At 75.5% G+C, this 12,772-nt stretch carries 6 protein-coding genes; 4 read left to right on the plus strand and 2 right to left on the minus strand.

Annotation, left to right across the window (positions count from 1 at the left end):
• Nucleotides 1-1,225, minus strand: a 1,225-nt coding sequence (locus tag IE172_RS34490; RefSeq protein WP_229886034.1) for a condensation domain-containing protein, incomplete at its 3' end; no start/stop codon positions are given.
• 368 nt (nucleotides 1,226-1,593) lie between these two features.
• Between IE172_RS34490 and IE172_RS14190 the strand changes: the two genes are divergently transcribed.
• Nucleotides 1,594-3,228 carry an AMP-binding protein gene (locus IE172_RS14190; RefSeq protein ID WP_190097566.1) on the plus strand — a complete coding sequence of 545 codons (1,635 nt, stop codon included), beginning with the start codon at nucleotides 1,594-1,596 and terminating at the stop codon, nucleotides 3,226-3,228.
• Between the two features lie 526 nt (nucleotides 3,229-3,754).
• On the opposite strand, the gene IE172_RS14195 is transcribed toward IE172_RS14190, so the two are convergent.
• On the minus strand, nucleotides 3,755-4,774 hold the full coding sequence (locus IE172_RS14195) for a diiron oxygenase (protein WP_190097567.1): 1,020 nt from the start codon (nucleotides 4,772-4,774) through the stop codon (nucleotides 3,755-3,757).
• 288 nt (nucleotides 4,775-5,062) lie between these two features.
• Between IE172_RS14195 and IE172_RS14200 the strand changes: the two genes are divergently transcribed.
• The 3 genes from IE172_RS14200 to IE172_RS14210 all read left to right on the plus strand — a co-directional run bounded on the left by IE172_RS14200 (nucleotide 5,063) and on the right by IE172_RS14210 (nucleotide 12,763).
• A complete protein-coding gene (locus IE172_RS14200) occupies nucleotides 5,063-5,794 on the plus strand; it encodes a thioesterase II family protein (RefSeq protein ID WP_229886036.1) in 732 nt (243 codons plus the stop codon).
• A 73-nt stretch (nucleotides 5,795-5,867) separates the two neighbouring features.
• Nucleotides 5,868-12,566 (plus strand): non-ribosomal peptide synthetase, encoded by a 6,699-nt coding sequence (locus tag IE172_RS14205; protein WP_229886038.1) that lies wholly within the window; start codon nucleotides 5,868-5,870, stop codon nucleotides 12,564-12,566.
• Complete coding sequence (locus IE172_RS14210; RefSeq protein WP_190097569.1) at nucleotides 12,563-12,763, plus strand: MbtH family protein; 201 nt, start codon at nucleotides 12,563-12,565, stop codon at nucleotides 12,761-12,763. Before IE172_RS14205 ends, IE172_RS14210 begins: the two co-directional genes overlap by 4 nt.
• The last annotated feature ends 9 nt before the right edge of the window (nucleotides 12,764-12,772 follow it).

Raw genomic sequence — 12,772 nt, forward strand, 5'->3', positions numbered from 1 at the left:
GCTCGGGGTTCGCCTCGAAGGACACCCGTGCGCCGGTGCCGTCCGGATGCGGATGGCAGGTGATGTTCAGGTCGGTCACCGGTCCGCCGGACAGCGTGGTCAGCTTCGCCTCGCGTCCCGTGAAGGCCGTCTCCGACCCGGCCGGCATGATGTTGACGAGCACGCCGTACAACTGCTCCCCGCTGCCCAGCAGCTTCAGGTCGCGCCGCAGCTCGTCGTAGGGGTAGCGCTGGTGGGTCAGCAGTTCGCCGAGCCGGCGGGCGACCTGCCGGACCAGGTCGGTGCGGCTCTCGGACGGGCGGACGCTCAGGCGCAGCGGCAGCGTGTTCGACAGCATGCCGGGCGCGTTGCGGGAGCGGGCGCCCAGCCGCGCGGTGACCGGCACGCCGATCGTCAGGTCCTCGGCCCCCGTCATCCCGTGGAGGTAGGCGGCGACCGCCGACAGCAGCGCCACCGTCCACGGCGCGCGGGCCGCCCGGCCGGCCGCGTGCAGCGCCGCCAGCTCGGCCGGGGACAGCTCCGCCGACGCGGACAGGGCGGTGGGCGCGGCACCCGTGGGCACACCGGGGGCGAGGCTCGCGGTCTCGGGGCGGTCGGCGAACGCGTCGTTCCAGTAGCGCCGGTCGTCCGCGTACTCCGGGGAGGTGCGGTAGTCCGCCTCCTCCGCGAGCAGCGCCCGCAGCGTGTCCAGCGGCTCGCCGGCCGGGTCCGTGCCGGTGGACAGCGCCTCGTAGTGCGTGGCGATGCGCCGCGAGTGCAGCACGGAACCGAACGCGTCGGACAGGACGTGGTGGCTGCGCTGGTACCACAGGTGGTGGTCGGGGCCGACCCGCATCAGCACGTGCGCGGACAGGGCGTCCTCGGTCAGGTCCAGCGCGGTGGACCGGTCGGCCTCCACCAGCGCGCGCGCCGCGGCGAACGGGTCCGGCTCGCCGGTCAGGTCGAGCTCACGCCAGGTGGAGCAGCCCGGCGCCACCGGGCGCTGGAACACGCCGTCCGGCCGCTCCACGAACCGCACGTCGAAGGTGCCGCTCTCCGCCTCCGACCGGCGGACGGCGCGTCGCAGCAGGTCCCCCTCCAGGGGCCCGCGGACCTCCATGACGGCCACGGTGTTGTAGGCCGGATTGCCGGGGTCGAGGCCCTGGGCGTGGAAGACCCCCGACTGGGCCGCGGTGAGCGGGAGCAGGCCGGGGTCGGCGGGCAGGTCGCCGTCGCGTGGTGTCATCTGGTTCGTAACCGCTCTCGTGGACTTCCGGGAAACCGCCGGGCGCCACCCGCGGTCTCCAGGGCCTTGACGGAGGTTGCCGGTGGACGGTGCGGCGTCCCCGCGCGAGCGCCCTTCTCGTCCGCGGCGCAGGGCGGGTCGGCACCCCGCTCGATGCTGCACGGGCCGTCCGCCGGTCGCCAGGCAACCGACCGGCAACCGCTATTGCTGTGTAACTGCCGCTCGGCCCGAACGAGTTACCGGGCCCCTGCCTGGCGCCGCCGCGCGCGGAACGCCGAGGCTGGCGGTCACCGCACGCGGCGCCCGCCCGTGGGGAGCCGGCCGTGCCGCGGGCATCCCGGCACCACATCCCGGAGAGGACGAGCACGTTGGGAATCGGGGACCGAGGACTGCTCGACTGGCTGGACGACGCGTCCGCCGAGCGCGGCCTGTACTACGCGCAGCGCGGCGACGGCTGGGACTTCCTGTCCTACCGCGACCTGCGGGACCTGGTGCTGAGCACCGCCGCGGCCCTGCGGGCGCGAGGCGTCGGCGACGGTGACGTGGTCGCGCTGGTGCAGCGCTCCGGTCCCGGCTTCGTCGCCACCTTCTTCGGCGCGCTGGCCGCGGGCGCCACGCCCTGCACCATCGCCCCGCCGTTCGCCTTCCAGCGGGCCGACGAGTACGAGCGGCACGCCGCCCACCTGCTCGGCACCGTGCGGCCCCGGATCACCGTCTGCGACGAGGAGTCGCAGGAACGCGTCCGCAAGGTCGCCGCCGCGACCGACCTGCCGGAACCGGTCGTCTTCGACGAACTCGTCGCCGGCGCGGAGCCGTTGGACGGCCCGCTGCCGCTGCCGGAGACCGCGCTGGTGCAGTTCACCTCGGGCTCCAGCGGCTTCTCCCGGGGCGTGCGGATCTCCGCCGACGCCCTGCGCACCAACCTCACGGGGATGCGCGGCTGGCTGGGCTGCGACCCGGAGCTCCCCGCGATCAGCTGGCTCCCGGTCCACCACGACATGGGCCTGGTCGGCTTCCTGCTCAACGTCGTCGTCACCGGCTTCGACGGGCACATGCTCCAGCCGGACGACTTCATCCGCTCGCCGCAGCGCTATCTGCGGCGGATCAGCGAGCAGCGGATCGCGATGACGGCCATGCCCAACTTCGGGCTCTCCTACATCCTGCGCCGCGTCCGCCCGGCCGACCTCGACGGCCTGCGGTTCGACTCGCTGCGCTGCGTCATCATCGGCGCCGAACGCGTCGACCCGAAGGTGCTGGACGACGTCCACGCCCTGCTCGGCCCGCACGGGCTCGACCGCGGCGCCCTGCTGCCCGCCTACGGCAGCGCCGAGGCGACCCTCGCCGTGACCGGGCTGGCCCCCGGCGAGGGCTGGTCCACGCGCGAGCCGGACGAGGGCGACGCGGGCTCCCTCGCCGGCACGGCGGTGGTCGGCTGCGGCCGGCCGCTCGAGGACCGTACGGTGACCATCGTCTCCGAGGAGGGGGACGTGCTGCCGGACGGGCAGGTCGGCGAGATCGTGGTCAGCGGCGTGTCCATCGCCGACGGTTACGTCGGCGACGCCGGCACCGCCTCCGGCACCAGCATCGGCGACCGGCTGCGGACCGGCGACGCGGGATTCCTGCGCGACGGGCAGCTGTTCGTGATCGGCCGGCTCGGCGACGGGCTGAAGGTCAACGGCAAGATGGTGTTCGCCGAGAGCCTGGAGACGCTGCTGCACCAGCGGGGCATCCCCGAGCGCCGGGTCGCGGTGCTGCTCGGTGTCCGCGACGGCGCGCCGACCGGCGTCGCCGTCTTCGCGGGCGTCCAGGACGGCTGGCGGCGCGCCGCCCACGAGGTGCTGTCCGAGTGGCTGGGCGACGCCGAACTGCTCGCCGTCGAGGTCCCCCGCGGCGGCATCGCCGTCACCTCCAGCGGCAAGCCGAGGCGACGGGTCATCTGGAAGGCGCTGTGCGGCGGCACGTACGAGGACACCGTGCGGCCGCTGACACCCGAGGACGACTGACGAGGACAAGCGACGCGGCGGGGGCGGAGGACGGGAGGATCCGTCCTCCGCCCCCGCCGCGTCACGCCGTGCCGGCGGGCTCCCCGCCCCGCCCGGCTCCCGCGCCACGGCCCCGTCTGCGGCCACGGCTCCGGCGGGCCCGAGGTTCGTGGTGGAGTGCCGGTCGAAGGGCGGCTTTCGAGGGTTCCTCGGTCGACCGGGTGAGGGCGGTCCGCGGTCATGGCTCCGGCGGCCTCATGCTTGCGGCGGAGTGCCGGTCGGGGGGCGGGGCGTTCGCGGGTCGGTGGCTCTCCGCGTGACGGTGGTCCGCGGTCGGGGCGTTCGCGTCGTGCGGTTCCCCGCCTGACGGCCGCTCGCGGGCACGGCCCTGGCGGGTATGCGGGGGAGTGCCGGTCTGCGGTCGTGGCCGCTGCGGGACCGCGGGCGTGGGCCCGCGGTCAGGCGCCGGGCCGGTCCGTCCCGGAACGCCGACGACCGCCCCGGCACGGTCCGGGGCGGTCGTCGGCGTGGCGCGGGGGCCGGCGGTTCAGCGGACCGCGGCCATCGTCTCCACCCGCACCAGGTTCTCCGCGATCAGCAGTTCCTTCACCCGCTCCGACAGCATGCCCAGCTGCCGCAGCACATGGATGACCTGCTGGAACAGCAGCTGCCGGTACGTGGCCATCATCGGGTTGGTCTTGGCGAACCGCACGCCCAGCTCGACGTCCAGGTCCATGCGCTCCCACAGCTCCCGCAGCATGAACCGGCGCGACATCAGCCGGATCGCCTCCAGCAGGAAGTCCTCCCGTTCGCGCAGCTCCGCCGAGGTGACCTGCTGGTACATGCCGGTGAGCGCGGTGACGCCGAAGGCGATGTGCCGGGCCTCGTCGCTCGCCACCATCCGCGTGATCTGCCGGATCAGCGGGTCGCCGAAGCCGCTGCTGGCCAGGCGCAGCCCGGTGATGGCCAGGCCCTCCATGACCACCTGCATGCCGAGGTAGACGATGTCCCAGCGCGACTCCGACAGCACGTCGTGCAGCAGCGTCCCCAGGCCCGGGTTGACCGGGTAGACCACGCCCAGCTTCTCGTCGATGTAGCGCGCGAACGCCTCCACGTGCCGCGCCTCGTCGGCGACCTGGGAGGCGGCGTAGGTCTTCGCGTCCATGTCGGGCACGGTCTCGACGAGCCGGGCCGTGGTCACCAGCGCGCCCTGTTCCCCGTGGAGGAACTGGCTGCACATCCACGCCTGGTACTCCCACCGGAACCGGGTGAGCATTTCCCGGGGCACCGGGCTGCCCTCGCCGATCACGAACGACGCGAGTTTCGCGCCGTTCTCCTCGGCCAGTTCGGAGCCGAACCGGACGTCGTGGTCCCAGTCGATGTCGGTGGTGGCGTTCCACTGGGAGGCCTTGTTCTTCTCGTACAGGCTCCACACACGGCTGTCGCGCTTGCCGTAGTCCCAGTTCAGGCAGGCCCGGGTGAGGGTCTCCACCTCCATCAGCTCCGCCTTGACGGATTCAAGGGTGAAGAACGTCGGGTCGGCTGCCTCGTCAGGAAGGGCGGTCATCGTGAAGGAGATCCCCTCGGGGCACAGATGCAGGATTGTTCCGTCGATCCTCGCCACGGGCGTTCGCGCAGGCCAGGCAGACGCCGGGCAACTGGGCGGCAGAGGTGTTGCCGGTGGGTGTGCCTGGCCCCGTCGCGGCCGGCCGCCCCACCATCGTCCCCGCGGGCCACCGCCCGGAGAACGACCGGCCGACGAAGGAGCGGGATGCGAACCGACGCCGCCGCACGACCCTCCCACCCTGCGCACACCCCGACGCGCGGCGTGGGCAGTCCGTGGATCGTCGGCCGGGTGACAGCACCCGACGCCCGCCTGAGGCTGATCTGTCTGCCGCAGGCGGGCGGCAGTGCCGCGTCGTTCGCGCCCTGGCGGCTCACCCCGCCGCCGGGCATCGAGCTGGCCACGGTGGAGCTGCCCGGCCGGGGCGTCCGCAGCGCCGAACCGGTGCCCGACACCCTGGAGGAGCTGGCCGACGCCGTGCTCGACGGCATAGCCGGTGAACTCCGCGCGCCCTACGCCCTCTTCGGTCACAGCTTCGGCGCGCTGATCGGCTACGAGCTCGCCGTCCGCATCCGCCGCCGCGGCCTCACCCCGCCCGCGGCGCTGCTCGTCTCCGCCTCCCGCGCCCCGCACACCCGGGTGCTCCGGCGGGTCACCGACCGCGACGACGAGGGCCTGCTGAGCTGGCTGGAGGGGTTCGGCGGCTTCCCGCCCGAACTGCGCCGCTACCCGGCGTACCTGCGGTACGCGGTGCGCACGGTCCGCCGCGACCTGGCGCTGGCGGAGGCGTACACGGCCCCCGGTCCGGTGGCCGCCGGCTGTCCCCTGCACGTGTTCGGCGGCGCCGACGACACGCTGGTGAGCCCGCAGCGGCTGGAGGACTGGCGGGACTGCGCCGACGACGGGTTCACGCTGCGGCTGCTGCCCGGCGGTCACGACTGTCCGTTCACCCACGCCGGGGACATGCTCGACGCCCTCGCCGGGGCTCTCGGCCCGCTCGCCCGGCCGGTTCCCCGCTCCTGACCCACCGGCCCGACCCCGCCCGGGCGAGCGCGTCGCCGTACGCGCCGCCGACCGCTTCCGGGAAGACCTCACAGTGAAGACCAACGCCGCCCCGCAGGACCCCAGGCCGTCGCAGCCGACGCCGCAGAGCACCGTCCCGTCCCCGATCGAGGCCGCGCTGCCCGTCACCCCGTTGCAGGAGGGCATGCTCTTCCACGCCCTCTACGACCCCGAGGGCGCGGACGTCTACACCGTGCAGGCGCCCTTCGAGCTGACCGGCCGGCTCGACGCCGACGCGCTCAGGGCCGCCTGCGCGGACACGCTCGCCCGGCACACCGCGCTGCGGGCCGGTTTCCGCGAGCGCGCCGGCGGCCGGCCCGTGCAGCTGGTCCGCCGCACCGCGACCACGTCCTGGACGGTGCTCGACCTCGCGGGCGAGGCGGAATCCGCCCGCGCCGGGAAGCTGGTCGCCTTCCTGGAGGAGGAGCGCCGCCGCCGCTTCGACATGGCGGACCCGCCGCTGATCCGGTTCGCGCTCGTCCGGCTCGCCGCGGACCGGCACGCGTTCGTGCTGACGTACCACCACATCCTGCTCGACGGCTGGTCGGTGCCGCTGGTGCTGGAGGACCTGTTCACCCGCTACCACCACCACGCCACCGGCCACGGCACCGTCACCGGCGCCCCCCTCACCCCCCTCACCGACTACCTGCGCTGGCTGTCCCGGCAGGACCGGGCCGCCGCCGAACGGGCCTGGGGCGAGGCGCTGGCCGGACTGGCCCGGCCGACGCTCGTCGCACCGGGCGCGACCGAGGGCGGCGACGGGACACTCCCCGGACTGGTCCGCGTCACCCTGCCCGAGGACACCAGCCGCGCGCTGGAGCGGGCCGCGCGCCGGCACGGCCTCACCCTGAACTCGGTCGTCCAGGGCACCTGGGCGCTGCTGCTGGCGCTGCTCACGGGCTCCGACGACGTGGTGTTCGGGCAGACCGTGCACGGCCGCCCGGCCGATCTCCCCGGCGCCGACCGGATCGTGGGTCTGCTGATGAACACCGTCCCCGTGCGGGTGCGGATCGATCCCGCGGAACCGGCGGCCGCGCTCTTCGCGCGGATCCAGGACGAACAGCTCGCCCTCGCCCCGCACCAGCACCTCGGTCTGACCGCCGTGCGGCGCCTGGCCGGTCACGGCCCGCTGTTCGACACCGCGACCAGCTTCGGTGACGCGCCCCTGGGCTGGGACGCCCTGGGCGACGCCGTCCCCGGCCTGCGCGTCGCCCCCCTGCTGCGGGCCGAGGAGGAGGCCCGGGACACCGCCGGCGCCGACGCTCCCGGCGGGCCGGAGATCACCGGCGCGACGCACTACCCGCTGAGCGTCGTCGCGCTCGCCGGCCCCCGGCTGAGCCTTCACGTCAGCTACCGCGCGGACGTGTTCGACGCCGCGCGCGTGGAGCTGATCGGCTCCCGCCTGCGGCTGCTGCTCGACGGCTTCGCGCAGGACCCCACCACGCCCGTCGCCCGGCTGCCGCTGCTGACCGCCGAGGAACACCGCACGGTGCTGGACGAGTGGGGCAGCGGCTCCGGGGCGCTCCCCGAACCGGCCCCGCTGACCCGGCGGTTCGCGGAACAGGTACGCGCCACCCCCGACGCGCCCGCCGTCACCGACGCCGAACGCACCCTCACCTACCGCGAGCTGGACGACGCCGCCGGCCGGCTGGCCGGGCTCCTGACCGAACGGGGCGTCACCCGCGGCGACCTGGTGGCCGTCGTCCTGCCCCGCGGCACCGACCTCATCGTGGCCCTGCTCGCCGCGCTGAAGGCCGGCGCCGGGTACGTGCCGGTGGACCCCGGCCACCCGGCCGACCGCATCGCCCACCTGCTCGACGACTCCGCGCCCGCCGCCGTGGTCTGCGCCGACGCCGGCCACCCCGCCCTCGCCGGCCGCCCCGCACCCGTCCCGCTCGGCGACCCGGCCGTACGGGCGGCCCTGGCGGCGTACGACGGGCCCGCCCCGGACGCCGAGGTGCGGCCCGGGGACACCGCGTACGTCATCTACACCTCCGGCTCGACCGGCCGCCCCAAGGGCGTGGTCGTCGAGCACCGCACGGTCGACGGCTACCTCGCCTTCGCCCGCGCCGCCTACCCCGGACTGGCCGGCCGGGCACTGGTGCACTCGCCGCCGTCGTTCGACCTCACCGTCACCGGCATCCTCGGCCCCCTGACCGCGGGCGGCCTGGTCCACGTAGTCGACCTGGACGACGTCGATGCCCCGGCCGGCGCCGGGACCCGGCCGCCCGCCTTCGTCAAGGCCACCCCCAGCCACCTGCCGGTGCTGGTGGCCTCCTCCGACTGGTACTCGCCCACCGGGCAACTCGTCCTCGGCGGCGAGCAGCTGACCGGCGAGGCGCTCGCCGAGTGGCGTGCGGCCCACCCCGGCGTGACGGTCGTCAACGAGTACGGTCCCACCGAGGCGACCGTCGGCTGCATGGAGTACCGCCTGGAGCCCGGAGATCCGCTGCCCGGGGGCGCCGTACCCATCGGCGGCCCCGTGCCCGCCGCGCGGCTCTACGTCCTCGACCCCTGGCTGCGCCCGGTACCGGCCGGCGTCCCCGGCGAGCTGTACATCGGGGGTGACGTCCTGGCCCGGGGCTACGCCCGCCGCCCGGGACTCACCGCGTCCCGCTTCGTCGCCGATCCGTTCGGGGCGCCGGGAGCCAGGATGTACCGCACCGGCGACCTCGCCTGGTGGCGGCCCGACGGCGTCATGGTCTACGGCGGGCGCACCGACGACCAGGTGAAGATCCGCGGCCACCGGATCGAACTCGGCGAGGTCGAGGCCGTGATCGGCACCGATCCCGCGGTCGCCCGGGTGGCCGCGGCCGTGCGCGAGGACCGGCGGGGCACCCCCCGCCTGGTGGCGTACGTGGTGCCCGCCGCCGGAAGCGACACCTCCGGCCTGGCGGACCGCGTCGCCGGACTGCTGCCCGCCTACATGGTGCCCTCGGCCTTCGTCCCGCTGACCGGGCTCCCGCTCACCCCCAACGGCAAGGTCGACCGCGCCGCACTGCCCGCACCCGAGGACGTCCGGACGGCCGGGGAGCCCACGCCCGCGAAGACCGGTGCGGAGGCCGCGTCGGTGTCCGTCGAGGACCGGGGCGCGGCGTCGTCGCTGGCGGGTCTGTTCGGGCAGGTGCTGGGGCTGGAGGCGGTGGGGGTCGAGGACGACTTCTTCGGTCTCGGCGGGGATTCGATCACGGTGATCCAGTTGGTGGCGCGGGCGCGTGAGGCGGGGGTGCGGCTGACGCCGAAGCAGGTGTTCACGCACCGTACGTCCGCCGCCCTGGCCGCCGCCCTGGCCGACCCCGCGCCCGCGAAGACCGGAGCGGAGGCCGCGTCGGTGTCCGTCGAGGACCGGGGTGCGGCGTCGTCGCTGGCGGGTCTGTTCGGGCAGGTGCTGGGGCTGGAGGCGGTGGGGGTCGAGGACGACTTCTTCGGTCTCGGCGGGGATTCGATCACGGTGATCCAGCTGGTGGCGCGGGCGCGTGAGGCGGGGGTGCGGCTGACGCCGAAGCAGGTGTTCACCCACCGCACGTCCGCCGCCCTGGCCGCCGCCCTGGCCGACCCCGCGCCCGCGAAGACCGGAGCGGAGCGCCCGGCCGCCACCGCGCGGCTCGACACCGCCACCGGCCCGCGGCCCGGCACGGCCACCGCGGGCCCGTCCCTCGGCGCCACGGGACCCGGCCCCGCCGGCCCACGCCCCGACCCGGTCACCGTCGTCCCGCCCACGCCCCTCATGCGACGCCTGCTCGCGCACGGCGGCGGCTACGACGCCTTCCACCAGTCCACCCTGCTGCGCGTGCCGCCCGCTCTCGGCATCGACCGGCTGCGTGCCGCCGTGGACGCCGTCCTGGCCCGCCACCAGGCCCTGCGCGGACGGCTGCTCGAGGACGGGTCCCTCGCCGTGGACCCCGCCCCGGGCACCGCGCGCGCCGGCACCGTGCGGCGGGTCGACGTGAGCACCCCGGCCGCCGACGGCGAGGAACTGGACCGCCTGATAGCCGCCCGCGCCGCGGAGGACGCCGACGCCCTCGCCCCGCGCGACGGCGCCATGCTGCGGGTCACCTGGTTCGACGCGGGCCGGGGGCGGCCCGGCCGGCTGCTCGTCACCGTCCACCACCTCGCCGTCGACGCGGTGTCCTGGCACGTCGTGCTCATGGACCTCTACACCGCCTGGAGCGCCGCCGCGTCCGGCACCCCCGTCTGGCTCGACCCCGTACCGCTGCCGCTCGCCGAGTGGAGCGGCGCCCTGCACCGGGCGGCGCACACGGCGGACGTCCTCGCCGAACTCCCGCACTGGCAGCGGACCCTGGACGCCGACGGACTGGCCCTCACCGACGCGCACCTGTCATCCTCCCGGGACATCCAGGCCACCGCCGGCGAGCTGCGCCTCACCCTGCCCGAGGACCTGACCGGCAAGCTCCTCGCCGCCGTGCCCACCGCGCTCGGCGCCCGTACGCACGAGGTGCTGCTCACCGCCCTCGCCCTCGCCGTGGCCGCCCGGCGCCGCCCGGACTCCGGCACCACCTCCGTCGTGGTGGACGTGGAGGGCCACGGCCGCGAGGACCTCGAACAGGAGGCCGACCTGTCGGAGACCGTCGGCTGGCTCACCTCCCTGTACCCCGTCCGCCTCGATGCGGGCATCCCGGGCTGGAGCCCCGAGAGCGCCGACCCGGCGTCCGACGACCGCCTCGGCGAGGCCGTACGCCGGGTCACGGCCCAGCTCGGCCGGGTGCCGCGGCACGGCTCCGGCTACGGCCTGCTGCGCCACCTCAACCCCGGGACGGCGGCCGGCCTGGCCGCCCTCCCGACACCCCAGCTGTGCTTCAACTACCTGGGCCGGCAGAACGGTTCGGCGTCCGGCGACGAGGACTGGGGCGTCGCGCCCGAGTCCGGCGTGCTCCCGCTGGGCGCCGACCCGCGGATGCCGCTGACCCATGTCGTCGAGGTCAACGCCGCGGTCGAGGAGGGCCCGGCCGGCCCCCGGCTCGTCGCCCACTGGCGGTGGGCACGGCGCCTGCTGACCGAGTCCGACGCCGGGGAACTGGCGGAGCTGTGGTTCGCGGCCCTGCGCGCCCTGGCCGCCCACGGCGCGGCACGGTCGGCCCGCGCCGCGCGGGAGGACGCCGCCGAGCGGTCCCGGCTGGCCGCCCGCGTCGGACTCCCCGTCGAGCGGCTGCTGCCGATGACGCCCACGCAGGAGGGACTGCTCTTCCACGCCCGCTACGACAGCGAGGACCTGGACGTCTACACCGTGCAGATCGCGATGGAGACCCAGGGCCCGCTGGACACCGAACGGTTCCGGCGCGCCTGCGACGCCCTGCTGCGCCGGCACCCGACGCTCCGCGCCGCCTTCCTCCAGCGGCACTCGGGCGAGCCGGTGCAGGCCCTCGCGGAACACGTCCGGATGCCCTGGCAGGTCCACGACCTGACCGGGCTGGACGGCCCGGCACAGGACGCCCGCCGCACCGAGCTGCTGGACGCCGACCGGCACCGCCGCTTCGACCCCGCCGTGCCGCCGCTGATGCGCTGCACCGTGCTCGCGCTCGCCGAGGACCGGCACCACCTGGTGCTGAGCATGCATCACCTGCTCGCCGACGGCTGGTCCACGTCCCTGCTGCTGCGGGACCTGCTGGCGCTCTTCGACGGGGACGGGGACGACGGGGAGCTGCCCGCCCCCGGCCGCTACCGCGACCACCTCGACTGGCTCGCCGCGCAGGACCGGGACGCGGCACGCACCGCCTGGAGCACGGCCCTGGCCGGCCTGCCCGCGCCCACCCTGGTGAGCCCGGGCCGCGACACCGCCCGCGTGCGGGTCCTGCCGCGGGCCCTCACCGTCGAGTTGTCCGAGACGGACACCGCCACCCTGCTCGACGCGGCCCGCGGCCACGGCGTCACGCCCAACACCCTGGTCCGCGCGGTGTGGGCGCTGTGCCTGCACGACCTGACCGGGCAGCGGGACCTGGTGTTCGGCGCCGTGGTCTCGGGGCGGGAGGCCGACCTCCCGGACGTCGCCGAGACCGTCGGGATGTTCGTCAACACCGTCCCCGTCCGGGTGCGTCTGGACGCCGCCGAGCCGGTGACCGACCTGCTGCGCCGCATGCAGGGGGAGCAGGCCGTCCTGCTGCCCCACCACCATCTGGCCCTGGCCGAGGTGCAGCGGGCCGCGGGCCGGGGCCCGCTGTTCGACAGCTGCGTGGTCTTCGAGAACTTCCCCCTGGCCCAGGGCCTCCCCACCCCCGACGAGGGGCTGCGCCTGGTCGGGCTGACGGGCCACGACCCGTACCACTACCCGCTGAAGCTCATGGTCGCGCCCGGCAGCCGGCTGCGGCTGGAGATCAGCCACCGCGCCGACCTCCTCGACGAGGGGACCGGCGAGCGGGCCGCCGCCCGGCTGCGCGAACTGCTGACCGCCCTGCCCGTGGCGCTCACCGCCCCGACCGGGCGTTTCCTGCGCCACCCCGCCCCGTCCGCCGCCTCGCCGGACGCCGCCACCCGGCGCCTGTGCGACCTGGCGGCCGACATCCTCGGACGCACGGCCGTCGGCGCCGACGACGACGTGTTCGACCTCGGCTGCGACTCACTGACCGCGCTGCGCCTGGTCGGCCGCATCGAGGCCGAACTGGACACCGGCCTCGACGTCTCGGCCGTCTTCCGCCACCGCACACCCAGAGCCCTCGCCGCCGCGCTCACCGCACGACGGGCCGGCGCCGGGACCGTACCCACCGGGAGAACGACATGACCAACCCCTTCGACGACGAGGACGGCACCTTCCACGTGCTCGTCAACGCCGAACGCCAGCACTGCCTCTGGCCCGCCTTCGCGCTGGTGCCGCCCGGCTGGGACGTCGTCCTCGCCGACAGCGACCGGCGGACCTGCCTGGACCACATCGAGCGGAACTGGACCGACATGCGCCCGGCGAGCCTCGCCGACGCGTGACCCGTACCG

This window comes from Streptomyces griseoflavus, from assembly GCF_014649995.1.
Classification (GTDB): Bacteria; Actinomycetota; Actinomycetes; order Streptomycetales; family Streptomycetaceae; genus Streptomyces; species Streptomyces griseoflavus.